This is a genomic window from Kitasatospora sp. NPDC058190 (assembly GCF_042883685.1).
Classification (GTDB): domain Bacteria; phylum Actinomycetota; class Actinomycetes; order Streptomycetales; family Streptomycetaceae; genus Kitasatospora.
The window spans coordinates 1-24,008 of sequence record NZ_JBHVVI010000034.1 but is presented as its reverse complement, the minus strand read 5'-3'; the positions used below and the strand labels follow the sequence as shown (position 1 = coordinate 24,008).

Genomic DNA, 24,008 nt, shown 5'->3' with positions numbered 1-24,008 from the left:
CGGGGAAGGTTCGGCGGCCAGTGAAACAGGGGGAGGGGGCGCGCGGCGATGCCAGCGGGTACGTCGGGTGGTACGAGTGTCGAAGAGAAGACGGTCGTGTCGGAGAAGGCGCGACCGGAGACAGTCGCACCACTCCCCGCACCGCGCGCTCCCCATCACCGGCCCGCGCGCTCCTGGCGCAGTCGGGCCTGGTGGAACACCCCGCATCTGGTGCGCGCGCTCACCGGGGTCTGCCTGGCGGCGCTGCTCGCCGCCGGCGCGGCGACCGGCAGCGTGCTGGGTGGTGCCCGGGACGGCACGGACGTGATCGGACACCAGGCCGCCCCCCAGGTGGTGCGCTCGGCCGACCTCTACTTCGCGCTCAACGACATGGACGCCCAAGCGGCCAACCTGCTGCTGTTCGGCGCCGACCCGGACTACACGGCGCTGCGCAAACAGACCCTGGACACCTACGAGCAGCGCCGCACCCAGGCCGACAACGACCTTCAGCGTGTCGCGGAGGCGGTAGCCGGTGATGCCGCCGGGCAGCGGGCCGTGCAGACCGTCATCGGTGAGCTCGGCCAGTACGAGGCCCAGGTGGCCCGTGCCCAGTTGCTGGAGGAGCAGGCCCACGCTCAGGCCGGCCGGCCCTCGGCGGACGCTCTCGCGGCCTACCGGCAGGCCACCGACCTGCTGCGTCAGCGGTTGCTGCCGGCCGTCGACGAGGTGACCAAGGCCAACGCGTCCGTCGTCGAACACAACTACAGCGACCAGCGCGACGCCCTGGCCGGCGGGTGGTGGACGATCCTGGTCTTCGGGCTGCTCGCGCTGGCCGCGCTCGGGCTGCTGCAGCGACTGCTCGCGGTGCGCTTCCGGCGGCTGGTGAACGTGCCGCTGGCCGCCGCCACCCTGCTCGCCCTCGCCGGGCTGATCACCGCGCTGACGCTGGCCTCCCGGGCGGACCACCACCTGGTGGTCGCGAAGAGCAACTCCTTCGACTCGGTGATCGCCCTCAGCCGGGCCCGCGCCGTGGCCTACGACCTCAACGCCGACGAGAGCCGCTACCTCACCGACCCCGCCCGGGCGGCCGCCTACGAGCAGAGCTACCTCGACAAGACCCAGCTCTTCGCCAGGGTCGACGGCGCCACCCTCGCCACGTACAACGACAGGCTCGCCGCGCCGGCCGACCGGCACCGGGTCGACCACGGCCAGGTGGGCTTCGGCGGGTACCTCGGCGACGAACTGCGCAACATCACCTTCCCCGGCGAACAGGACGCGGCGGAGCGGGTGCTCGCCGCCTTCCAGCAGTACCAGCGCGACGACCGGAGGATCCGCGAGCTGAACGCCCAGGGCAAGCTCAAGGAGGCCGTCACCTTCGACACCGGCCTCACCCCGGGCCAGTCCAACGCCGACTTCGACGCGCTCAGCGCCGCCCTCGACGACACCCAGGCGATCAACCAGCGGGCCTTCGAGACCGCGGTCGCCACCACCGACGACGACCTCGGTGCCACCACGGCAGGCCTCGGTGCGGCAGCCCTGGCGGCGGCGCCGGCCCTGACCGCGCTGGGAGTCCGGCCCCGCCTGCGCGAGTTCGCCTGAGCCGGTCGGCGGCGACCCGCGGACCGGGGCAGCCCGTGGGCACCGCCGCAGTCGGTGTCCTGGTTGCCGGGTCGTCGGTGGCCTCCGACGACCGGCTCTCGCCGTTCGACCCGGGTCGTCCCGTCCATCCGTGCACGACACCGCAATGACCCTGCGACGCTGCCGCCTCGTCGGCCGGCGCGACTACACCTCGATGTGCGAGCCCATGATCACCGTGCGGTCGCGGGGGAGGCCGAAGTACTCGGCGGCGTCGGCGGTGACGTAGGAGGTGGCGACGAACAGTCGCTTGCGCCAGGGCGCCATGGTCGGCGTCTTCCCGCGACGGATTTCGATCTTCGACAGGAAGTAGGAGGTCTGGTCGGGCCGGAGTCGGCCCTCGGTCTCGGCCGGGTCGAGCGTTGCCAGCGTGCTGGGCACGTCCGGTGTCTCCATGTAGCCGAATCGGGCGGTGACGTGGATGATCCCGTCCTCGGCGTACCCGAGGTCGTCGACCACGGTCCGCTGGTTCACCGGGACCCGCGGCACGGGCTCGGTCTCGATGGACAAGATCACCACGTGGTCGTGCCGGACGTGGTTGTGCTCGACGTTGGCACGCATGGCCAGTGGGGTGGACCGCTTGCCCCGGTTGAGGAAGACGGCGGTGCCGGGGACCCGGACCGCCGGCACCTGCCCGCTGTGGAGCTGGTCGACGAACTCGCGCAGCGGGCCTTCGTGCCGCTCCCGCTCCGCGGTGACGATCTCCCGGCCGCGCTGCCAGGTGGTCATGACGGTGAACACGGTGAGGCCGATCAGCAGCGGCAGCCAAGCGCCGTGCAGGAGCTTGGTCGCGTTGGCCGCCACGAACAGCAGGTCCACCGTGAGCAGCACGGTCGCTCCGACGGCGATCAGCCACACCGGCGTGTGCCAGCGGGCCCGGGCGACGTAGAAGAACAGCAGGGTGGAGATGGTGATGGTCCCGGTGACCGCCATGCCGAAGGCGAAGGCCAGGGCGGTGGAACTGCGGAAGGCGAAGACCAGGGTGAGGACCGAGACCATCAGCAGCCAGTTGATCCAGGGAACGTAGATCTGGCCGATGGTGGACTCGGAGGTGTGGGCGATCCGCATGCGCGGCAGGTAGCCGAGCTGGGCGGCCTGGGAGGTGACGGAGTACGCGCCGGTGATCACCGCCTGGGAGGCGATCACGGTCGCCGCCGTGGCGAGCAGGACCATCGGCCAGCGTCCCCAGGCGGGTGCGAGCAGGAAGAACGGGCTACTGGTGTTGGCTGGATCGGCGAGGATCAGCGCGCCCTGACCGAGGTAGCTCAGGACACAGGCGGGGAAGACGAGGAAGAGCCAGCCGCGGGTGATCGACCGGCGGCCGAAGTGGCCCATGTCGGCGTAGAGCGCCTCGGCGCCGGTGACCGCGAGGACGACCGCGGCCAGGGCGAAGAAGGCGGTGCCGAAATGGCCGGTCAGAAAGGTCAGGGCGTAGCTCGGCGAGAGCGCCCGGAGGATCTGCGGGTGGTCGGCGATGCCGGCTGCGCCGCACGCGCCGATGGCGACGAACCAGGCGATCATCACGGGTCCGAACACCTGGCCTACTGCCGCGGTTCCTCGGCGTTGCACCAGGAACAGCACCACGATGATCGCCGCGGTGAGCGGTACCACGGCGCTCTCCAGGGACGGCTCGACGACCTTGAGCCCCTCGACCGCGGACAGCACCGAGATCGCCGGGGTGATCATGCTGTCGCCGAAGAACAACGAGGCGCCGAAGATGCCGAGCGCGGCCAGGACGGCGGTGGTCCGGCGGCCCCGCTGCGCGCCCGATCGCCGTAGCAGGGTGATCAGCGCCATGATGCCGCCCTCGCCGTCGTTGTCGGCGCGCATCGCCAGCAGCACGTAGGTGACCAGGACGATGACCACCACCGACCAGAACACGAGCGACACCACCCCGTACACGTTCTGCGTGGTGACCGGGACGGGGTGCGGGTCATGCGGGTTGAACACGGTCTGGAGGGTGTAGATCGGGCTGGTTCCGATGTCCCCGAAGACCACGCCGAGAGCCCCGACCACGAGCGTGAGGCCCGCCGTCCCCTGCGCAACCGGACGGTGTGCCTGCGGCGGTCGCGATGCGGAGCCGCGATCGGCCATGGTGATCCTCCTCCGTGCGGGGCGCCCGGCGCAGTCCTGCGGTGTTGGGGCGGACGATACCGATCCCGCACCGCCAAGCGGCCGAGGCGTGCGACGTTTCGTCTCGACAGGGCGGCGATTGCACTGGGGCGCACGCGCTTGCGCGGCCCGGGCGGAGAGATCAGGTCGAGGGCGTGCGGGCTGCACACCCTCGACGAGGCGGCCCGGTCCACTGTCAGGACCGGACGGCCGTGCCCGCCCAGGCGCGGTTGCCGAGCAGGGTCTTGATGTCCGAGGCGAGCCCGTTGTCGGGGTTCACCCGGAAGCCGAGCTCGTAGAGGGTGTTCTTGTCCCAGTTGGTGGTGAGCAGCCGCACCGGGACGTCGCCGGGGTGGGCCTGGAGGGCGAGTTTGAGTTCGGTGACCGTCTCGGGGGTGATCCGAGCGGCCGGGACGGTGATCTGGACCGGTGGCTTGGTGCCGAGTTCGGCGGAGGAGACGTCGAGGGTGGTGATCTCCTGCCCGAAGACGCTCAGCGACCCGTCGCGCTCGTTGAGGCGGCCGCGGACCGAGATCACGTTGTCCTCGACCATCTGCTCGGCCATCAGGTTGTAGGTCGCCGGGAAGAACAGCACCTCGACCGAGCCGTCGCGGTCGGCGACGGTGATGATCGCCCATGCGTTGCCGGCCTTGTTGATCCGCCGGTCGACGCCGGTGATCAGGCCGGACAGCCGGACCTCGCCCTCGGAGCGGCCGGAGCCGAGCAGCTCGGCGATCGAGGTGTCGCGGTTCTGGGAGAGGATGTGCTCGGCGCCGTCGAGCGGGTGGCTGGAGACGTAGAGGCCGAGCATCTCGCGTTCCAGGGACAGGAGTTGACGGCGGGGCCATTCGTTCTCGGTGAGCTGGAAGTCCAGCCCGATGCCGGGCCCGCCGTCGTCGCCGGTGTCGAGCGCGCCGAACAGGTCGTCCTGCCCGATGGCCTGCTGCTTCTTCACCCCGGTGACGGCGTCGATCGCGCTCTCGTGGACGGTGCTGAGCGAGAGCCGGGTGTGGCCGAGCGAGTCGAAGGCGCCCGCCTTGACCAGGGAGTCGACGGTGCGCTTGTTGCAGACCACCAGCTCGACCTTGTCCAGGAAGTCGGCGAAGGAGGTGTACTTGCCCTTCTCGTCGCGGGTGCGCACCAGGGACTCGATCACCGGCACGCCGACGTTGCGCACCGCCTTGAGGCCGAAGCGGACGTCGCTGCCGACGGCGGTGAAGTCGACCACCGACTCGTTGACGTCGGGGGAGAGGATCTTGATGCCCATCTGCCGGCACTCGGCCAGGTAGACCGCCATCTTGTCCTTGTCGTCGGCGACCGAAGTGAGCAGTGCGGCCATGTACTCGGCGGGGTAGTTGGCCTTGAGGTAGGCGGTCTGGTACGAGACCAGGCCGTAGGCGGCGGAGTGCGACTTGTTGAACGCGTAGCCGGCGAAGGGGACCAGGACGTCCCAGACGGCCTGGATGGCCTCGTCGGAGTAGCCGCGCTCCTTGCAGCCGGCGTGGAAGGGGACGAACTCCTTCTCCAGCACCTCCTTCTTCTTCTTGCCCATGGCCCGGCGCAGCAGGTCGGCCTGGCCGAGCGAGTAGCCGGCGAGCACCTGGGCGGCGCGCTGGACCTGCTCCTGGTAGACGATCAGGCCGTAGGTGGGGCCGAGGACCTCGGCGAGCGGGGCCTCCAGCTCGGGGTGGATCGGGACGATCTCCTGCTGGGCGTTCTTGCGCAGGGCGTAGTTGGTGTGGGAGTTCATGCCCATCGGTCCGGGCCGGTACAGCGCCGAGACGGCGGAGATGTCGGCGAACTCGGTGGGCTTCATCAGGCGCAGCAGGGCGCGCATGGGCCCGCCGTCGAGCTGGAAGACGCCGAGGGTGTCGCCGCGGGCGAGCAGCTGGTAGGTGGTGGGGTCGTCGATCGGGATCTTCTCGATGTCGACGTCGATGCCCCGGTTGGCCTTGATGATCTTGATGCAGTGATCGATGATGCCCAGGTTCCGCAGACCCAGGAAGTCCATCTTGATCAGGCCCATGGCTTCGCAGGACGGGTAGTCGAAGCCGGTGATGATCACGCCGTCCTTGTCCCGCATGTGCAGCGGGATCAGGTCGAGCAGCGGGGTGGAGGACAGGATGACGGCGGCGGCGTGCACACCGGTGCCGCGGATGAGGCCCTCGATGCCCCGCCCGGTGTCGATGATCTTCCTGACGTCCGACTCGTTCTCGTACAGCGCCCGGATCTCGGTGCCCTCGTTGTACCGGGGGTGCTTCTCGTCGAACAGGTCGGCCAGCGGCACACCCTTGCCCATGACGTCCGGGGGCATCGCCTTGGTGATCCGGTCGCCCATCGAGAACGGGTAGCCGAGGATGCGGTTGGCGTCCTTCACGGCGGCCTTGGCCTTGATCGTGCCGAAGGTGTTCACCTGGGCCGTGTAGGCGGCGCCGTACTTCTCGGTCACGTAGCGGACCATCTGGTCGCGCTGGCGGTCGTCGAAGTCGATGTCGACGTCCGGGGGGTTGATCCGCTCGGGGTTGAGGAAGCGCTCGAACAGCAGGTCGTGCTCCAGCGGGTCCAGCTGGGTGATCCCGGTCAGGTAGGCGACCATCGAGCCGGCCGCCGAACCGCGGCCCGGGCCGACCGGGATGCCGTTGTCCCGTCCGTACTGGCAGATGTCGGCGACCACGAGGAAGTAGGCGTCGAACCCCATCGGGGTGATCACGCCCATCTCCAGCTCGATCCGGTCCAGCACCTCCTGGCTCGGGCTGTCGCCGTACCGGTGCTTGAGCCCGATCTCGATCTTCTTGCGCAGGTAGGAGGCCTGGGTCTCGCCCTCCGGCACGTCGAACTGGGGCATCCGGTCGACGTAGGTGAAGACCTCCTCGTACGACTCGACCCGCTCGGCGATCGCGAGGGTGTTGTCGCACGCCTCCGGTAGCTCGCGGAAGAGCTCGCGCATCTCCTCGGCGGTCTTGACGTAGTAGCCGGTGCCCTGGAACTTGAACCGGTTCGGGTCGTCCTTGTTCTTGCCCACGCCGACGCAGAGCAGGCTGTCGTGGGCGTCGGCCTGGTCGGCGGTGACGTAGTGCGAGTCGTTGGTGGCCAGCAGCGGGATGTTCAGCTGCTTGGCCAGGCGCAGGAGGTCCTCGCGGACGTCCCTCTCGATGTCGAGGCCGTGGTCCATCAGCTCCAGGAAGTAGTTCTCCTTGCCGAAGATGTCCTGGTAGGCGCCCGCCGCCTTGACCGCCTCGTCGTACTGGCCGAGCCGTAGCCGGGTCTGCACCTCGCCGGACGGGCAGCCGGTGGTGGCGATGATGCCGCCCGCGTTCGCGGCGATCAGCTCGCGGTCCATGCGGGGCTTCATGTAGTAGCCCTCCATCGACGCGAGCGAGGAGAGCTTGAAGAGGTTCCGCAGACCGGTCGCGTTCTGCGCCCACATCGTCATGTGGGTGTAGCGGCCGCCGCCGGAGACGTCCTTGCCGCCCTCGCCGTCGGCGCCGGTCGGGCGCTGGCCGCCGGGCGACCAGAACACCTGCTTCTTCTCGAAGCGCGAGCCCGGCGCGACGTACGCCTCGATGCCGATGATCGGCTTCACGCCGGTCTTCGCGGCCGCGTGGAAGAACTCGTACGCGCCGAACATGTTGCCGTGGTCGCTCATCGCGATGGCGGGCATGCCCTGTCTCTCCGCCTCGGCGAACAGCTTGCCGTTCTTCGCCGCCCCGTCCAGCATCGAGTACTCGGTGTGGACGTGCAGGTGCGCGAAGCTGTCGGACACGGCGCTGTGCTCCTCGGGCGGATCTCGGGAAAGGAAGCCGCCCACGTTAGCGGGTCGGCGCGGACGACGCGCCGTGTCGGACGCCGTGGCGGCGACCTTGACGCATCCTTCCCGTCTCCTTGGCGGGGTGTTGACCCGCGGGCCGGCTCACGCCGACACGGTCATCGACGCCATGGCCGGGCGGGCGACCCTCCTCACAGGCCGGGTGCGTGGAAGCCGTTCAGGTACCAGAGGGGGGCGGCGTACCAGATCAGGGCGATCGAGGTGACGAGGACACCGCCGGCCAGTGGGAGTGCCCAGCCGGGCCAGCGGCGGTGCCGGACCACGATGACCTTGGCGACGAAGGCCCCGTAGAGGAAGCATCCGGTGAGCGAGTGCAGCGCCACACGGGCGTCGGTGAACTGGACGCCGTAGGCGGTGATGCAGTGCCGAGCGATGGGCAGGGAGAGGAGGAAGGCGATCAGGCCGATGAGGCGGTGCGTGGTGTGGACCGGGTGCGGTGCGGCTCGCAGTGCGGGCAGGCGGCCGTAGATCCACAGGGCGAGCAGCAGCTGAATCAGCGCCAGGCCCAGGAGCGCCGATCCCAGTTGGGCTTTCAGGCGTTGTGCGTCATCGCCGCGATTGCCGAAGAGGCTGGTCTCGTAGTCGGGGGTGTGTACCCGGCCGTACCAGAGGAGGCCGGCCACCACCGCTACGGGCAGGAGAAGCCACAGGACGTCGTAGAGCCGTCGGCGGCCGGTGGGTGAAGCGGGGCCCTCTCCGGGCTCGGCCGCCGCCGCTCTCGATTTCACCGCCGCCGCCAGCGCCGGCTGCCAGGCCGCGACGATCAGCAGGGTGAGTGCCTCGGCGATGAGGCTGAGCGGGGCCTGCGGGGTGGGGTGCAGGCCGTTTTCGGAGAACCCGAACAGTCCGGTGGTGCGGGACACGGTGAACCCGATGAGCGTGCAGGCGGCGATCGCGGCGGCGGCGATCCGCAGGAGCAGGGGCGCCGCGAGCAGGAGGAGTGCGGCCACCGCGAAAGCGGTGCTGGCCTGCAGCAGGAACAGCGGGCCGATGATGTGGACGAGGCGGTATCCGTCGATGTACAGCTGGGCGTGGATGTATCCGCTCGCCGCGAGAGTGGCGACGAGCGCCAGGCGCAGTGCGAGGGCGGGCAGGGCGGCCACGCGTCCTCGAGGGGCCCGGCGGGCAGTACCTGCGGATTGGGTCCGGGGCCCCGGTCGGGTTGGGGAAACGGACGGCTGTGGGTCCAGGTCGCCTGCGTGCCCGCCCTGACCGTCGGTCGGCCGGGAGCGGTGGTGTCGCCGGGCCCCGGACGCCCGCCAGGCCGCGAGGATCAGCAGGGCGAGGGCCTCGGCGATGAGGCTGAGCGGGGCTTGCGGGGTGGGGTGCAGGTCGTTTTCGGAGAAGCCGAACAGTCCGGTGGTGCGGGATGCGGCGAACGCGACGAGTGTGCAGGCGGCGATCGCGGCGGCGGCGATCCGCAGGAGCGGGTGTGCCGTGAGCGGGAGGAGTGCGGCGACCGCGAAGGCGGTGCTGGCCTGGAGCAGGAACAGCGGGCCGATGATGTGGACGAGGCGGTATCCGTCGATGTACAGCTGGGCGTGGATGTATCCGCTCGCCGCGAGGGCGACGGCGAGCGCCAGGCGCAGGGCGAGGGCGGGCAGGCTCCGGGTGTTCATGCGAGCTTCTCGTCCTTGACGGCCAGTGTGTGGCTGCCCTGCCAGTAGTTGACGGTGCGGACGCCGATCGCGTCCTTGAGGCGTCCGGCGGGCAGCACCACTGGAAGTGGGGCGGGGCCCTCGCCGGGTTTGGGGAACGGGTAGCAGGTGGGGCGGGCCGAGTGGAAGGTGATGTTGCCCTCGGTCTTGCTGAACAGCTGGTGGACGTGCCCGTTGAGGCACGTCACCGAGGAGAAGCGGCGGAACATCGACAGCAGTTGCACCGCGTCGTCGGTGCCCCAGCCCCACGTCGGATACATCGCGAACAAGGGGATGTGGCTGAAGATGACGATGGGGGTGTCCGACGACAGACCGGCGATGTCCTTGCGTACGAAGTCGATCTGGTCGTTGCCCAGATGGCCGAGTTGCTCCAGGTGCAGCGTGTTGACCAGCGCGATGAAGTGCACACCGTGGGTGTCGAAGCTGTACCAGCCGTCGCCGACCGTGTTCTGACCGAAGGTCTGTCGGTAGGCGCGTGGTCCGTTGTCCCCGATCGAGTCGTGCTCGCCCGGAACGGTGAAGACCCGGTCCGTGTCCAGTTGCGACAGCATCTGCTTGACCTGGTCGAACTGGGCGGGGGTGGAGAGGTGCGTCAGGTCGCCGCTGTGCATGACGAAGTCGGGTCGGAACCCGAGGGAGTTGACCTGGTTGATCGCTGCGCCGAACGTCCCGGTGACGTCCATGTTGGCCGGGCCCTGGAAGCCGATGTGGCTGTCGGAGATCTGCACGAAGTGCAGGTCCGCGCTGCTTGCCGGGGCCGCGTTCGTCGAGCCGGGGATGTGACTGATCACCTCTCCTGCGACGACCGTCAGGACGACGGCGCCACCGAACCAGGCGGAGTGTCGCATGAGCTGCCGGCGGGTCATGCCGTGCTCGCCGCCGCCGTCGGACTCGGGTGTGTCCTCGGTCATGGCGTCACCTCCACGGTGGCGGTCATGTAGGGGTGGATGGTGCAGTAGTAGGGGTAGGTGCCGGGCTGGGTGAAGGTGTAGCTGTAGGTGTCGTTGCTGGCCAGGGCCGCCGACTGCAGGGGCCCGCCAGATCCCTGTTTGCTGGTGACGGTGTGAGCGTCGGGGTCGGTGTTGGTCCAGGTCACCTTCGTCCCCGCCTTGACCGTCAGAGTGGGCGGGGAGAACGCGAAGTTCTTGATCGTCACTGCGTTGGCAGCCGCCGGAGCGGAGGGCTGGCCGCCGGCAGGTGAGGTCGAGGACGTGCTCGGTGGTGCGCTGACGGCGACCGTACCGCCCGTTCCGGAGGCACCGGGAAACCCCGCCAGGCTCTGGCCGGGGCCGGGACTCAGCGCGCCGGCGGGTCCGGGGTGTGACGATCCGCCGCACGCGCTGAGCAGTCCGAGTGCTCCCGCGACGGCGACGGCGACAGCGACCAGACGCACCGTACGTGACCGCCGGACCGGCGGAGAGGAGCCCGCATTCATGACCATCGTTCCTTCTGTGCGTCCCCAGCCGCACGGGCGGGTGCGATCCAGGACCAGTCCGGGATCGGTCGTCCCAGACGGACGGACGACCGCGTCGCACCCGCCGGGGGATGCTGGAAGGGGTGCAACCCGGTGGGTTACTTCAGGTGATCGGACAACACATTCCCCGGAGCGGGACGAATTCCCCAGCGGAATCGCGTTGTTCACCCTGGCGGCGGACAGCGGACCACGTCGAGAGGGTCAGGGGAGTCCGGGCCGGCGCAGCGCGAACCGGCCCCCGTCGGAGACGGGGCCGGTGGACTCGGGGCGGCTACGTGCACTTCTCGTCGATCTTGTACTGGAGCGCCTTCGGGTAGTCGTGCCGGCTGAGCCGGACGCGGGCCAGGATCGGCGCGTGGTTGATGTCGTTGCCGGCATCGGCGATGTCCCGCAGGAGCGAGTCGAGCTCGGTGTGGGTGGTGAGCTCGTACCCGTGCATCCGGTCCTTCTCCGTGCCGAAGACCTCGGCCAGCTTCTCGTACCGCCACGGGTGCAGCACGTTGTAGAAGTCGGCCCCGTCGGACGGCTTCTCCTTGTAGTAGCAGGGGCTGACCAGCATCTGCTCGATGCCGTAGAAGCCCTCGTTGTCCAGCACGAAGACCACCGGTCGCAGGTGGTGGCGCACCTGGGTGGACAGCTCCTGGCAGATCTCCTGGAACGAGCCGTCCCCGACGAACACCAGCGGCCGCTTCATCGGCTGCTGACGGCCCAGTGCCACGCCGGTGGCCGCGCCGACCGAGTAGCCGATGGACAGCCAGCTGTTCTGTGCCAGGAAGCCGGCCCGCTCGGTGATCCTCAGGTTCATCGAGCCGAGCAGCGCGAACGCCGCGTCCGAGACCACGGTGAACGGCGAGGGGGCCTGCGGGTCCCCGCCGGTGGCCTGGTGCTCCAGGAAGTGGTTCATGTGCTGGAAGAAGCTGTCGTACGTCAGCTCCGCCGGGTACTCGGTGGTGCTCAGCGAGCCCAGGAAGTCGGCCGTGCTGGCCGGGACGTCCAGGCCCGCCGCGTGCGCCAGCGCGAAGTGGTCGGCGGGGAAGGTCTGTCCCTTCAGCGCGTCGCGCAACGCCGGGATGAACCGGCCGAGTTGGACCTCGGGGAAGTACTTGGCGCCGACGCTGACGCCGTCGCGGGCCGCCACGATCCAGTCGTCGCCGATCGACTGCTCGCCGCCGAGGTTCTTGGACGTGGACCAGGTGCCCAGGCCGATCCGGCACCCGGCGTTCTTGAAGGTCTTCCGGATCTCCGGCAGGCTCGCCTTGCCGTTGTAGACGCCGGCGAACAGCGGATGCCGTTCGGAGACCACGGACTTCGCGCCGACCGTGGTGCAGAACTGCATCCTGGTGCTCTGCACGAAGTCCAGTAGCTCGTCCTCCAGCCGCTGGCGGACCAGTTCCTCGCCGGCCCAGACGATCGGTGTGCGGAACTTCCCGATCAGCTCCACCGCCGCCGTGACCGCGTTGGCCAGCATCTCCTCGTTCCGCTTGGTGAACGTCCGCTCGTGAGCCCGGAGTTCACCCTGCGGAGGATCGCACGGCGCGTGCCAGAGGTCCTCCATCACCTCCAGGTAGACCGGCTTGCGCTCGGTCAGGCACGCGGTGATCGCGCTGTCGATCTGCCAGGGCGCGAGCCCCGGGTTGGAGAGCACCTGCGCGTCCACCGTGACCTGCCGGTAGACGTCCAGGTTGCTCTCCCGGCGCGGGCTCATGTGCGAGGTGAGCAGGCCGACCGCCTGCTGGTTGAGCCACTGCTCGTAGGAGGGCGCCGCGTTGATCGCGATCAGCGGCACGTCCTCGACGTACGCGCCGCCGATCGTGTTGAGCAGGCTGAACGCGCCCACCCCGTAGGTCACCGCGACGGCGCCGACGGCCTGCTCGCCCTTGGCCGGGTCGGCGTCGGCGGTCCGCACCCGGGCGTAGGCGTCCGCGGCGTAGCCTCCGCCCATCTCGGTCGGGGTGCCGATCCAGCGCACGCTGGTGGTGTCCTGCATGATCGTCAGGAACGGGCCGAGGAAGTCGCCCGGCACCCCGAACAGGTACCGGATGCCCAACTGTTCCAGCCTGGTGGCCAGGTATCGGGCCACTGTCCAGTCGTGGTTGCCGCTCATCTGCTCAGTGCCTCCTGTCGGCGTTCCCGGCGGGCCCGCGCCTCGGGCCGGATCTCCGGTTCCGCCGGGGGCGGCGGAGGTGGCGCCTCGTGTACGGCGATGGCCGCCCGGACGGCGGTTTCCACCGCGCCCTCGATCCAGGCGTGCTTGAGCGAGACGTGCTCGCCGGCGAAGTGCACCGGGCCCTCCGGCTTGACCACGTCGAGGTGGAAACTGGTCATCTGGTGCGGGGTGTACACCGCCGCCTCGCCGAAGGCGTACGGGTCGCGCAGCCAGCTCTGGGTCTGGCCGTAGCCGGTGTAGAACACCTCGATCCGCCGTCCGTGCACCGACTGGAGGTTGCGCAGCGCGTACACGTACCGCTCGTCGTCCTCCATGGAGTCCCAGCGCACGGCGTCGTCCGACCAGCTGTAGCTGGCCAGCACCACGCCGCCGCCGTCGCTGTCGGGCACCGCGTGCGAGGGGTAGTACATGAAGCGGTTCGGGTTGTCGGTGGTCGAGCCGCCGCCGAAGCAGTTGGTGGCGGGGCGCACGCTCGCCCGGAGCAGGGGGGTGTGCTGGTAGACCTCCCGCTGGGCCTGGCTGATCCGGCGCTCGTCGACGCTCGCGTGCGCGCCGAGCAGCACCTCGGGCAGGTTGGGCGGGAGCCGGTGGCCGTTGTGCGCGGCGGCGACGGCCGCCTCGGCGTCCTCCTCGCCGGCCCGCTGGTAGTACTCGTACAGGCCGGGTGAGATGGAGTCGAGTTCGGTCTTCCAGTCCGCCTCGGTGAACTCCCACCAGCGGCGGGAGAACTCCAGCAGCACCTTGGTGGCCTGGTCGTAGTGGGTCTCGATGATCGCCCGGCGCTTCTTGTACGAGAACGCGGGCGTCACCTGGACGAACCGCAGGGCGGAGAACGGGACCGTGACGATCGCGAAGTCGCCCTTCCAGACCTGGGGTTCGGCCTCCGGATCGTCCTCGGGGACGGTGTGGACCGCGACCTGCGGCCCGTTCGGGCCGACGTTCCGGCCGGCCCCGCCGTCCCGACGTGGGTCCCAGTACTCCATCCGGATCATCCGCTCGCCCATCCGCAGCTCCGCCCGGAGCTCCTCGGCGAGCGCGTGGGGCAGCTTCCAGCTGCCGCCCGCGATCTCCCAGTAGGTGGCTTTCGGGTCGATGTCGCTGCGGCCCAGGAAGGTGTGGAAGAAGGCCAGGTGCAGCCGCGAGGTCATGTTCTCGATGGTGCCGATCGCCTCGACGGCCTCGTCGCTGAAGCCCGCGTACTCGCGCAGGAAGCGGCCCATCGAGTAGCCGTCGAAGTCGCGGATCACCCGGGCCCAGCCGTCCAGCCACTCGGCGAACGGCTTGTTCACCCGCTTGCCGTCCTTGATCACCGAGTAGTAGTCGCGGACCGGCTCCAGTGCCTGGTTGACCATGTCGGCGGCGGTGATCCGCACCTCGTCGCCGGTGAGGTGGAAGCCCTCGTTGACACAGCTGGGGTCGGCGGCGTACTCGCTGCGGCGGGCCTGGATCCGGTTGGTGCGGATCCAGGAGTTGAAGCGCTTGACCGGTTCGCGGAAGTCCGGGCTGTCCGCGCCGTACTTCCAGACCTTGCCGGGTTCGAAGGACTCGTAGACCACCGGCGGGACGGGCGCGTTCTGGTTGCCGGTGTCCGGATCGACGTCGACGTTGAAGAACAGCTGCCGGTTCAGGCCGAGGCTGTCGGCCAGTGCCAGGGTGAGCGGGTGGAAGCTGGGCAGCCGCATCGCCCCGGCCTCCGCGTACTGGTCCGGGTCGTAGAACGGTCCGTCGGACTCGTCGCCGGTGGAGCGGAAGGTCTTGATCCGGCCGCCCACCCGGTTGGCGTTGGCCTCCAGGATGGTGACGTTGTGCCCGGCGTCCTTGAGCAGCTTCCCGGCGACCAGACCCGCGATGCCCGCGCCGACGATCAGCACGTCCTTGGGCCGGTCCGTCTCCGGGATGCCGTCCTTGATCAGGACGTCGAGGTAGCGCAGCCTCAGGTCCTTGTCGTCCGGACCGACCAGCAGCAGCTCGCGCGCCAGCTGCTGACAGGTCCGCCAGCGGGCGCGGTCGTTGGCCGTGCCCTCGATGACGGGGTTCTCCATGGTGTCTCCTCGGGGGCGCTCGGCGGTCAGGAGCCGACCGGCTTGTTGGGGAGGTCCTTGCCCTCGGCGAGCAGCCGCAGCGTGCTGATCGAGGGCGTGAAGGCGTAGAGCGCGCCCGTGGTGCGGACGAAGCGCTTCATGTCGACCGTGCCGTGGGTGCCGTCCGCGAGCGCGATCTCGGCCTTGCCGGCGAGGCCGATGACCTTGTCGAAGCCGTTGGCGACCATCTGGTCGGGCTCGCTCTTCCCCGGGGGGAACCTGTCGGAGTTGGACCAGTGCTGCTGGACCAGTTCGAACTGCTCCTCCAGCGAGGTGCCGTAGCAGACGAACATCAGCCCGCGGTCCATGCCGTCGTCCGCGCCACCCTTGAACTCCGGGCCGTACGGGATGCCCCGGCGCATCAGGCGGTGGCTCTTCGGCTTGTGGTCGACGATGCCGGCGAAGGCGCGCGGGTTGGTGCGGCGGATGTGGGCGACCCAGGGGGTGTGCTGCCCGATGGGGTCGTCCTGGTAGTCGAAGTCGTTGCGGTCCGAGCCCAGCCCGGTCACGGGGTTGGACGCCGGGGCGAGCGGTGTGCCGTCCTTCATGCGGCCGACCAGGCAGCCGCCGAGCCGGTTGGCGTCCATGGTTCCGGTGAAGTTCTTGACGCCGTCCACCACGGCCTTGTTCCAGCCCGCGACGTCCTGGCGCAGTCGGCGCACCACCTGGATCGAGCCGTTCTTCATCCATTCGGGCGCCTGCCGGTCGCCCGTCTCGCTCTTGTGGCCGAAGACGAACTCGCCGGGCTCGATCAGCTCGGTCCCGGCGTGGTTGTCGCGGAAGCCCTTGCGGTCCTGGCTCTCGCGGTGGAAGTCCTTCACGCCGGGCTGGGAGATGCCGTCCTTGTAGCCGAAGTGCTCGTGCCCCTTCAGCGGGCCCGTCAGGGTACGGCCCTCGTCCACGTGGACGCGCGTGATCTGGTGCGTCTTCTCGACCGCGTCGAGGTTCTTCAGCTTCTCCTTCAGCAGTTCCTCGGTGTCCGCGGCGATGATGAGGACGGCGTGCACGACCTTGTCGCCCGTCCCCGCGCCGAACAGCCACTGCTTGGGGTCGCTCTCGTCGGTGTCCCCGAGCTGCGCGGCCCGCTTGGCGCTGCCTTCGCGCAGGGCGGTGAAGCCCGTCAGGTCGGTCTCGACCTGCTGGGGGTTCTTGGCGACGGTCTTGAGGCCGTCGAACGTGAGGGAGACCCCGCAGCGGACGGTCGTGATGGCGGGGTCGCGGCCGAAGGCCCGGCGGGCCAGCGAGAACTGCTCGTTGAAGTCCTCGGTCTCGCTGGTCGTCGCGACGGTGTTGAGGATCGCGGAGAGCCAGCCGCGGCCCTTGGCGGCGTCCGGGAAGTGCAGATAGCGGAAGTCCATGAAGTCCTTGTTGAACGCCGCCAGGATGTTGCCCTGGATGTCGGTGCTCGTGCGCAGCTCCGGCTGGGGGAGCTGCTCGATGGACGGTACGGCGGTGGGACGGGTGGGGGTCGCGGTCATGCTCGGGCTCCTCGCGCGGGGGGAATGGACCGAAGTGATCACAAAATGCGATTGGTCTACTACTTAACGTAGCTTCGTCGTCGAGAGTCCTGTCAACCGGAGGTCGGCCCCTCGGCGGGGTCGCACAGCGTCACCGGATGCGGCGCCCCCGCGCAGGTGCGCGCGGGCGCCCGCGGCCGAAGCGCCGGACAGCCCCGGCGGTACTCTGTCGGGATGCCTTCATCGCACGGTAGGACCAGCGTGCCGCCCGCACCGGAGGATGATCCGACGGTCGTGCTGTCGGGCTTCGGTCCCGTGGGCCAGGCCTACGCCGAGCGGCTGCTGACGCGGGGTGACGAGCTCGCGCGCGACCACGCGGTGCGGCCGAGGCTCGCGGCCGTCCGCGTCGGATCCGCGCAGGTCCTGGTCCAGGGCGGCGAGCCGGTACCGCCGCGATCGGCGTGGGGTCCGCCGGCGCCGCTGGAGCACACCCTCGACCGGACCGGCGCGCAGGTGCTGGTCCAGGCACTTCCCTCGTCGCCGCAGGCGCGGCGGCAGGCCGCCGAGGAAGCCGCCTCGGCGCTGCGCCGGGGCGTCCACGTCGTCACCGCGACCAAGAGTCACCTGCTGAGCCACTGGCGGGAGCTCGCGGACGCCGCACGGGCGGGCGGCAGCCTGATCAGGATCTCCGGGGCCACCGGGGCGGCCCTGCCGGCAGCCGATCTGGCCCGGACGGGAGTGCGCGGTCTCGGCTGCCGGTCGCTCCGGGCCTGCCCCAACGGGACCGCGACCTTCGTCCTCGACCGCCTGGCGGCCGGCGACTCCCTGGCGGGGGCGGTCCGCGAGGCCCAGCGCCGCGGCATCGCGGAGGCCGACCCGTCGGCCGACCTCTCCGGCGCCGACGCGGCGACGAAGGCCCGACTGCTCGCGGCCCTGCTCTGGGGCTGGGATCCGGCGGCCGTGCGCGTCAGCACCGAACCGGTGGACGAGCGGGCCGGCCGGGAGGCCCTGGCCGCGGCGGCCGACGGGCGCCGCCTGCGCGCCGTGGCGACGGCGAGCGCGGACCACCCGCTGGTGGTCGAGGTCCGGCTGGAGCGGACGGCCCCCGGCGACCCGCTGTACGCGCTGACCGGTCCGGAGAAGGCGGTCGTCTACGGCTGCCCCGATGCCGGGGACATCACCGTGAGTGGCGGCCGTTCCAGTCCGCTCGGCGCGGCGCTCGCGATGCTGCGGGACACCCTCGACGTGCTGGCGCCCCGCGGCTTCGGCTTCGGCTGAGCCGGGGGCGCCGGGGCGCCGGCGGGGCTCGGGACGCCGGACCGTCAACTCAGGAGCGCGGGCGCGAAGTAGTCGCGCAGCCGGGCGATCCTCCCGTCGCGGGTGCGGAAGATCTGGACCGGCGACACCACGATGTCCTCGTCGTCACCGTCGAAGACCGTGTCGATCTCCGCGATGAACACCTCGGGGTCGGACGTGGTGTGCAGCACGTGACCGGACTTCTGGAGGTTCGGCTTGCGGTGGTCCTTCAGCTGCTGCCGGCAGGAGGCCACCATCGCGGCGCGGATCGCCGCGCGGCCCACGATCCGCCGGGGGAGGGCGCCGCCGACGGGCATGAACGGCGCCTCGAAGGCGCCGTCCTCGGTGAAGGTCTCGGCCAGGGCGTCGGCGTCGCGGGTCAGCGGACCGGCGTGGAGGTAGCGCTGGAAGATCTCCTGCGGGGTTCGGGACACGACGGCCTCCCCGGGTTCGGACAGCGGAAGTCCATCCCATCACGGCGGCGGCTTCCGGGGGTGGTGGAGGCCGGAGGCGTCCGCCGCCCCGCCCAGGTCGGAGGCGGGACGGCGGACTTCGATGCGGTCCGGCTCAGACCGCCTCGGGCGGCCACGGGCTGTGCGCCGCGACCTGGGCGCGCAGTTGGCGCAGGGCCCGGGCGGAGGCGATGCCGACCGCGCCGGTGACCAGGCCGTCCCGTACGCAGGCGGCGGCGAAGCGGTGTTCGGCGAGGCTGCCGTCGACCACCTCGAACCGGTCGGCGACGCCGGGCCGGCCGAACACCTGGACGCGCAGCCCGTACTGATCGGTCCACAGGTACGGGACCGGCTCGTACGCCTGCCGGGCGCCGTCCGGGCCGGCCAGCAGGTTCCGGGCGGCGTGCATCGCCTGCTCGGTGGCGTTGGTGCGCTGTTCGAGGCGGCGGTGGCGGCCGGTGCGCGGGTCGGGCCAGGAGGCGGCGTCGCCGGCCGCCCAGACGCCGGGACCGGCGGCGCAGTAGGCGTCGCAGACCACGCCGTCGTCCAGCGGGACGCCGCTGTCGGCGAGCCACTCGGTGGCCGGCTCGGAGCCGATGGCCATCAGTACGGCGTCGGCGGCCAGTTCGGAGCCGTCGGCCAGGCGCACCCCGGCGGCCCGGTCGTGCCGTTCGAGCAGTGCCGTGGCCACGCCCTGGTGGATCCGCACCCCGTGCTCGCGGTGCAGGTCCGTCAGCAGCGCGGCCGTCTCGGTGCCGAGGACGGCGGCCAGCGGAGTGGCGGTGGAGGCCAGCCAGGTCACCTCGGCGCCGAGCCCGACGGCGGTGGCCGCCGCCTCGGCGCCGAGCAGCCCGCCGCCGACCACCAACAGCCGTACGCCCGCGCGCAGTTCCTCGCGCAGCGCGAGGGCGTCGGCGAGGGTGCGCAGCACGTGGGCCCCCGGCAGCGGCGCGTCGGCGCCGGGGAGCCGGCGCGGGCGGACCCCGGTCGCCACGATGACGGCCTCGCAACGCACCCGGTGGCCGTCGGACAGCAGCACGGTCTGCTCCCGGCGGTCCAGGCGTTCGGCCCGCACCCCCAGGCGCAGGTCGAGCCGGAGCTCCTCCAGCGCCTGGGGGCCGCGCAGGGCCAGCCGGTCGGGCTGCCACTCCCCGCCCAGCAGATGCTTGGACAACGGCGGCCGGTCGTACGGGGGTTCGTCCTCGGCCCCGATCAGGGTGAGGCGGCCGTCGTAGCCGGCCCGGCGCAGCGCTTCCGCGGCGTGCAGCCCGGCCGCGCCGGCGCCGACGACGGCCACCTCCCGCAGAGCGGTCACACCCGCTCCAGGCGGATCGCCGCGGCCGGGCAGACGGCGGCGGCGTCCTCGACGGCCTGGTGGAGTTCGGCGGGCGGCTCGGCGTCGAGCAGGAGGACGATGCCGTCCTCGTCGCGCTGGTCGAAGACGTCGGGCGCGGCGAGTACGCAGTGCCCGGCGCCGCAGCACTTCTCCTCGTCGATGTGGATGAGCATCGTGTTCCCTTCGGGACATGGCCGGACAGGGCCCTTGCGGGGGCTGACTCCGGTGGATGGTAGGCGCGTTGGAGCGCTCGGAACTCGGTGCCCGGTCGCGGCCCGGTGGGGCCCGGTCGCCGGGCGGTCGGTCAGGCCGGGCGGGGCCCGGTCGCCGGGCCACCGGTCGCGGCCCGGTGGGGCCGGGTCACCAGGCGATCGGCAGCTCGTGGACGCCGTAGACGAGCATCTCGCCGCGGAAGCTGATCTCCTCGAACGGTACGGCCAGCCGCAGTTCGGGCAGTCGCCGCAGGACGGTGTTCAGGGCGATCTGCAGTTCCAGCCGGGCGAGGGGCTGTCCCAGGCACTGGTGGACGCCGAAGCCGAAGGCCAGGTGGCGGCGCGCGTCGCGGGCCAGGTCGAGCTCGTCGCCGTCGGGGAACTCCTGCTCGTCCCGGTTCGCGGTGCTGATCATGCAGACGACGCCCTCGCCGGCGCGGATCCGCGCGCCGCCCAGCTCGACGTCCTCGGTGGCGACCCGGGTCAGGCCGGAGTGCACGATGGTCAGGTAGCGCAGCAGCTCCTCGACCGCCCCGGGGACGGACTCGGGGTGCTCGCGCAGGTGGGCGAGCTGGTCGGGGTTGCGCAGCAGGGCGAGAACGGAGAGCGCGGTCATGTTCGCCGTGGTCTCGTGTCCGGCGACCAGCAGCAGCCGGCCCATCGCGCCGATCTCCTCGGTGCTCAGTTCGCCGCGGGCCACCAGGCGGCTGAGGATGCCGTCGTCGGGCTGGGTGCGCTTGCTGTCGGTGAGCTCGATCAGGTAGTCGGCCAGCCGGGCCTGGGCGGCGCTGACGTCCTCGGCGGAGGAGTCGCGGCGCAGCAGGACGCGGCTGCACTCCTGGAAGAAGGCGTGGTCCTGGTAGGGGACGCCGAGCAGCAGACAGATGACCAGGGACGGCAGGGGCAGGGCGAACTCGCGGACCAGGTCGGCGCTGGAGCGTCCGTCGGTCATGCGGTCCAGCAGGTCGTCGGCGATGCGCTGGATCTCGGGGCGCAGCGCCTCGACCTTCTTGATCATGAATTCGCCGGTGAGCATCCGGCGCAGGCGGGAGTGCTCCGGGTCGTCCATCCGGATGAAGGTGGGCTGGCCGGAGCTCAGCTGCCGGGCGCCCGCGCTGATGGAGGGGAAGCCGGGCCGGGTGGCGTCGGCGCTGAAGCGGGAGTCGGCGAGGACCGCCTTGATGTCCTCGTGGCGGGTGACCAGCCAGCTGGTCGAGCCGTCCCACAGGGAGATGCGGCTGATCGGCTCCTCCTGCTGGGCCTGCCGGTAGGCGGGTGGCGGGGCGAACGGGCAGGCGCCGCGGGCGGCGGGGTGGGTGAAGCGCGGGGTGTGCGCGGCAGTGGCCATCAGGGGGTTCCCCTTCTCGGAGCTGGGTGGGGCCGGCGGTGCCGGTGGGGCGGGCCCGCGGGTGTGGTGGGGCAGGGCCCGGGCCATTTACGTGCCAAAAGCAACTAACTGAACGTCACGCTAACTCGCGGTCCGTGGTGAGGAAAGGGCACATCGGCGGACGGCCGAATCTGTCCGAAATCCGGTCACGGGTGCCCGCCGCAGCCGCAGCCCCCGCCGGATCGCTACAGTTCCTCCATGCCGGACGCCGACGACGAACGGATCACCACCGCCGACCTGGAAGCCGTACTGGCCTCGCTGGCCTACCTGCTGACGCGTTCACAGGAGCACGAACGCCGTACCGCCAGGGCCGGCATCACCGCCGCCCGCTCGGACGTCTACCTGCTGCGCGCGCTCGCCGAGGCCGAGGGAGCCAGCCGGGTGAGCGACCTGGCCGACCGACTGATGGTCAAGCCCTCCCACGTCACCCGGCAGATCGATCGCCTCCAGGGCCAGCAACTGGTGGAGCGCACCCAGGACGAGCTGGACCGGCGGGCCCGCCAGGTGGCGATCACCGTCGACGGGCGGGAGATGCTCGACCGCCTGAAACAGGCCAACATAGCCGGACTGGCCAGTGCCCTGGACGGCGTCCCGGAGCCGGACGTCGCCGCCACGGTCGGCGTGCTGCGCCATCTGGTCGACCGGTACGTGCACCGGGTGCGCACCACGATGCTGTCCGAGGACGACCCGCTCCCGGCCGGGCCCGCCGCCCACGAGGCCGGTTGAGCCCCGGGCGCCGCTTACCGAGGCAGGTTGAACCCCGGGCGCGCCGCGTACCAGGCCGGTTGAGCCCCGGGACGATCCGGGTACGGACCCGGCATGTCGGACGAGAAGAACCGCGCCGTGGCCGAGGCGATCCTCCCGCTGGTCGGCGGCGCCGCCAACATCCGCTCGGTCGCCCACTGCATGACCCGGCTGCGACTGGGCCTCGCGGACAGCTCTCCGGTCGACCACGACGCCCTCCGGGCGCTGCCGGCCGTCCTGGGCACGGTCGAGGACGACACCTACCAGATCGTCCTCGGCCCCGGCGCCGTCGCCGGGGTCACCGCCCAGCTGCGCCGGCTCCTGGAATCCGGCAGCCCGCCCGGAGGCGGGAACGCCCCCACCGCCGAGGACCTCGCCGGGCGCGGCGCCCGGATCCGGGCGCAGGCCCGGGTGCGCAACGCGACCCCGGTGAAACGGGCACTGCGCCGGATCGCCGACGTCTTCGTCCCACTGATCCCCGCCCTGATCGGCTGCGGCATCGTCGCCGCCCTCTCCGGCGCCCTCGCCAACCTCGGCTGGGCGCCCTCGCTGGTCGCCGCCCTGGGGCCGGTCTCCTCGGGGTTCATGTCCCTGCTCGCCGTCTTCGTCGGCTACAACACCGCGAAGGAGTTCGGCGGCACGCCCGTGCTGGGCGGGGCCGTGGCCAGTGTGGTCGTCTACGCGGGCGTCGCCAAGGTGGAGGCGTTCGGCCACCACCTCACCCCCGGGCAGGGCGGGGTGGTCGGGGCGCTGCTCGCCGCACTGCTGGCGGTCCAGATCGAACGGTGGACCCGGCGGATCCTGCCCGCCGCCCTGGACGTCCTGGTCACCCCCACGGTCACCGTCCTGTTCGGTGGCCTGGCCGCCCTGTTCGGCCTGATGTTCGTCGCGGGGGAGGTGTCCACCGCCATCGGTCACGCCGCCACCTGGCTGCTCGCCCACGGCGGGCTGCTCGCCGGGCTCGTGCTCGGCGGCCTCTTCCTGCCGCTGGTCATGCTCGGCCTGCACCAGGCGCTGATCCCGATCCACACCACCCTGATCCAGCAGCAGGGCTCCACCGTCCTGCTGCCGATCCTCGCCATGGCCGGCGCCGGGCAGGTCGGCTGCGCCGCGGCCGTCTACCTGAGGCTGCGCCACAACGCCTCCATCCGGGCCGTCATCAGGTCCGCGCTCCCGGCGGGCCTGCTGGGGGTCGGCGAGCCCCTGGTCCACGGGGTCACCCTGCCGTTGGGGCGTCCGTTCGTCACCGCCTGCGTGGGCGGCGCGGCCGGGGGCGCCTTCGTCGGCGTGGCCGGCCAGCTCGGCGGTGCGGTCGGCTCGACGGCCATCGGCCCCTCCGGCTGGGCGCTGTTCCCCCTGCTGGCCGGCCCGCACGGGATGGCGGCGAACGCCGCCGTCTACGCCGGTGGGCTGCTGACCGGTTACGTCGTGGGCTTCCTGGCGACGTACTTCTTCGGTTTCACCCGGGAGACGCTCGCCGAGTACAACGCCTCCGCTGCGGACCGCGCGCCGGCTGAGACCGCAGCGCCCGCTGAGCCCGCCTCGGAGCCCGCCGCGCCCGCCTCGGAGCCCGCCGCGCCCGCCTCGGAGCCCGCCGCGCCCGCATAGGCATGGTGTCAGAGGGTCCGCCGGCGTCGCCCCTCCCGGCGGCAGGGGTGAAGGGTGCGCAGTGTGCGGGGCGTGCATCCGGGTGTGACGGGGGCCTCGGCCCGGGAAGATCACCTGTACTCAGAGCACGGGCGGCGACTCGGCCAGTGACAGACAAATCGGGCAAACCCCGACATAAACCGTGAGCCCGCTCACACCCGAAACGCTCTACGACTGGCGATCGTAGCCGCCACCGACACCACCCGCGGCCTTTCGCGACCACAACTGCCCAGCTCAGCCCCGTGGCCGACCACGCCGCGCGTCCCGCGAACGACCCCGGCGAACCCGTCGTCTACGACAGCCGATCGTCACAAGGGGGTCTTGTCGAAAACCGATCCCACCTGGCAACAATTGCCGCATCAAGCCACACCGGCACCTGTCCCTCCGGTGAACGGCTCATCGCCAAGCCGCCCCCCGCGACCGTTCGGCCCCTGTCCGGCCACGGTCCGAAACGGGGAGCGACTCGGCCCAACCCGATTGAGGTCCAGGTCTCTATGCCCACTCTCAAGCTGCGCATGCGCACCTCCGCCGCGATCCTCGCCGGC

At 71.1% G+C, this 24,008-nt stretch carries 17 protein-coding genes; 5 read left to right on the top strand and 12 right to left on the bottom strand.

Features of this window, described 5'->3' with window-relative positions:
* Positions 1 to 210: 210 nt before the first annotated feature.
* Positions 211 to 1,578 (top strand): hypothetical protein, encoded by a 1,368-nt coding sequence (locus tag ACFVWU_RS17735; RefSeq protein WP_387621398.1) that lies wholly within the window; start codon positions 211 to 213, stop codon positions 1,576 to 1,578.
* A gap of 183 nt (positions 1,579 to 1,761) precedes the next feature.
* Here the strand turns inward: ACFVWU_RS17735 and ACFVWU_RS17730 are convergent, their stop codons facing one another.
* The 8 genes from ACFVWU_RS17730 to ACFVWU_RS17695 form a co-directional block, all read right to left on the bottom strand.
* Complete coding sequence (locus ACFVWU_RS17730) at positions 1,762 to 3,708, bottom strand: potassium transporter Kup (RefSeq protein WP_387621395.1); 1,947 nt, start codon at positions 3,706 to 3,708, stop codon at positions 1,762 to 1,764.
* 214 nt (positions 3,709 to 3,922) lie between these two features.
* Positions 3,923 to 7,489 carry a DNA polymerase III subunit alpha gene (gene dnaE / locus ACFVWU_RS17725; RefSeq protein WP_387621392.1) on the bottom strand — a complete coding sequence of 1,189 codons (3,567 nt, stop codon included), beginning with the start codon at positions 7,487 to 7,489 and terminating at the stop codon, positions 3,923 to 3,925.
* A gap of 194 nt (positions 7,490 to 7,683) precedes the next feature.
* On the bottom strand, positions 7,684 to 9,171 hold the full coding sequence (locus ACFVWU_RS17720; RefSeq protein ID WP_387621389.1) for a DUF6529 family protein: 1,488 nt from the start codon (positions 9,169 to 9,171) through the stop codon (positions 7,684 to 7,686).
* A complete protein-coding gene (locus ACFVWU_RS17715) occupies positions 9,168 to 10,121 on the bottom strand; it encodes a metallophosphoesterase family protein (protein WP_387621387.1) in 954 nt (317 codons plus the stop codon). The genes ACFVWU_RS17720 and ACFVWU_RS17715 overlap by 4 nt, the downstream gene beginning before the upstream one ends.
* The gene (locus ACFVWU_RS17710) at positions 10,118 to 10,645 is read right to left on the bottom strand and encodes a cupredoxin family copper-binding protein (RefSeq protein WP_387621384.1); all 528 of its coding nucleotides are present in this window, start codon (positions 10,643 to 10,645) and stop codon (positions 10,118 to 10,120) included. Before ACFVWU_RS17710 ends, ACFVWU_RS17715 begins: the two co-directional genes overlap by 4 nt.
* Positions 10,646 to 10,955: 310 nt before the next feature.
* Positions 10,956 to 12,788, bottom strand: a complete 1,833-nt coding sequence (locus tag ACFVWU_RS17705) for an alpha-keto acid decarboxylase family protein (RefSeq protein ID WP_387621381.1) — start codon at positions 12,786 to 12,788, stop codon at positions 10,956 to 10,958.
* On the bottom strand, positions 12,785 to 14,893 hold the full coding sequence (locus ACFVWU_RS17700; RefSeq protein WP_387621378.1) for a flavin monoamine oxidase family protein: 2,109 nt from the start codon (positions 14,891 to 14,893) through the stop codon (positions 12,785 to 12,787). The genes ACFVWU_RS17705 and ACFVWU_RS17700 overlap by 4 nt, the downstream gene beginning before the upstream one ends.
* A 26-nt stretch (positions 14,894 to 14,919) precedes the next feature.
* Positions 14,920 to 16,410 carry a Dyp-type peroxidase gene (locus ACFVWU_RS17695; RefSeq protein WP_387621376.1) on the bottom strand — a complete coding sequence of 497 codons (1,491 nt, stop codon included), beginning with the start codon at positions 16,408 to 16,410 and terminating at the stop codon, positions 14,920 to 14,922.
* Between the two features lie 213 nt (positions 16,411 to 16,623).
* On the opposite strand from ACFVWU_RS17695, the gene ACFVWU_RS17690 reads away from it, so the two are divergent.
* Positions 16,624 to 17,667 carry a homoserine dehydrogenase gene (locus ACFVWU_RS17690; protein WP_387621373.1) on the top strand — a complete coding sequence of 348 codons (1,044 nt, stop codon included), beginning with the start codon at positions 16,624 to 16,626 and terminating at the stop codon, positions 17,665 to 17,667.
* A gap of 44 nt (positions 17,668 to 17,711) precedes the next feature.
* Here the strand turns inward: ACFVWU_RS17690 and ACFVWU_RS17685 are convergent, their stop codons facing one another.
* From ACFVWU_RS17685 to ACFVWU_RS17670, 4 genes are all read right to left on the bottom strand, one after another.
* Positions 17,712 to 18,119 carry a nuclear transport factor 2 family protein gene (locus tag ACFVWU_RS17685; RefSeq protein WP_387621370.1) on the bottom strand — a complete coding sequence of 136 codons (408 nt, stop codon included), beginning with the start codon at positions 18,117 to 18,119 and terminating at the stop codon, positions 17,712 to 17,714.
* Positions 18,120 to 18,252: 133 nt separating this feature from the next.
* On the bottom strand, positions 18,253 to 19,452 hold the full coding sequence (locus ACFVWU_RS17680; protein WP_387621367.1) for an NAD(P)/FAD-dependent oxidoreductase: 1,200 nt from the start codon (positions 19,450 to 19,452) through the stop codon (positions 18,253 to 18,255).
* Complete coding sequence (locus tag ACFVWU_RS17675; RefSeq protein WP_380614001.1) at positions 19,449 to 19,646, bottom strand: ferredoxin; 198 nt, start codon at positions 19,644 to 19,646, stop codon at positions 19,449 to 19,451. The genes ACFVWU_RS17680 and ACFVWU_RS17675 overlap by 4 nt, the downstream gene beginning before the upstream one ends.
* 187 nt (positions 19,647 to 19,833) lie before the next feature.
* A complete protein-coding gene (locus tag ACFVWU_RS17670; protein ID WP_387621365.1) occupies positions 19,834 to 21,033 on the bottom strand; it encodes a cytochrome P450 in 1,200 nt (399 codons plus the stop codon).
* Positions 21,034 to 21,270: 237 nt separating this feature from the next.
* Here ACFVWU_RS17670 and ACFVWU_RS17665 point away from each other — a divergent pair, with 237 nt between their 5' ends.
* The 3 genes from ACFVWU_RS17665 to ACFVWU_RS17655 form a co-directional block, all read left to right on the top strand.
* Positions 21,271 to 21,798: a MarR family winged helix-turn-helix transcriptional regulator gene (locus ACFVWU_RS17665; protein ID WP_387621362.1), complete on the top strand. Its 528-nt coding sequence runs from the start codon at positions 21,271 to 21,273 to the stop codon at positions 21,796 to 21,798.
* A gap of 93 nt (positions 21,799 to 21,891) precedes the next feature.
* Positions 21,892 to 23,424: a PTS transporter subunit EIIC gene (locus ACFVWU_RS17660; RefSeq protein ID WP_387621359.1), complete on the top strand. Its 1,533-nt coding sequence runs from the start codon at positions 21,892 to 21,894 to the stop codon at positions 23,422 to 23,424.
* 281 nt (positions 23,425 to 23,705) lie between these two features.
* A partial coding sequence (locus ACFVWU_RS17655; RefSeq protein WP_387621356.1) for a hypothetical protein occupies positions 23,706 to 24,008 on the top strand: 303 nt, incomplete at its 3' end.

Coding starts and splice junctions, on each gene's coding strand:
- ACFVWU_RS17730 (WP_387621395.1), bottom strand. CDS start 3,708: ATGGCCGATCGCGGCTCCGCATCGCGACCGCCGCAGGCACACCGTCCG.
- ACFVWU_RS17720 (WP_387621389.1), bottom strand. CDS start 9,171: ATGAACACCCGGAGCCTGCCCGCCCTCGCCCTGCGCCTGGCGCTCGCC.
- ACFVWU_RS17715 (WP_387621387.1), bottom strand. CDS start 10,121: ATGACCGAGGACACACCCGAGTCCGACGGCGGCGGCGAGCACGGCATG.
- ACFVWU_RS17710 (WP_387621384.1), bottom strand. CDS start 10,645: ATGAATGCGGGCTCCTCTCCGCCGGTCCGGCGGTCACGTACGGTGCGT.
- ACFVWU_RS17705 (WP_387621381.1), bottom strand. CDS start 12,788: ATGAGCGGCAACCACGACTGGACAGTGGCCCGATACCTGGCCACCAGG.
- ACFVWU_RS17700 (WP_387621378.1), bottom strand. CDS start 14,893: ATGGAGAACCCCGTCATCGAGGGCACGGCCAACGACCGCGCCCGCTGG.
- ACFVWU_RS17695 (WP_387621376.1), bottom strand. CDS start 16,410: ATGACCGCGACCCCCACCCGTCCCACCGCCGTACCGTCCATCGAGCAG.
- ACFVWU_RS17690 (WP_387621373.1), top strand. CDS start 16,624: ATGCCTTCATCGCACGGTAGGACCAGCGTGCCGCCCGCACCGGAGGAT.
- ACFVWU_RS17675 (WP_380614001.1), bottom strand. CDS start 19,646: ATGCTCATCCACATCGACGAGGAGAAGTGCTGCGGCGCCGGGCACTGC.
- ACFVWU_RS17670 (WP_387621365.1), bottom strand. CDS start 21,033: ATGGCCACTGCCGCGCACACCCCGCGCTTCACCCACCCCGCCGCCCGC.
- ACFVWU_RS17665 (WP_387621362.1), top strand. CDS start 21,271: ATGCCGGACGCCGACGACGAACGGATCACCACCGCCGACCTGGAAGCC.
- ACFVWU_RS17660 (WP_387621359.1), top strand. CDS start 21,892: ATGTCGGACGAGAAGAACCGCGCCGTGGCCGAGGCGATCCTCCCGCTG.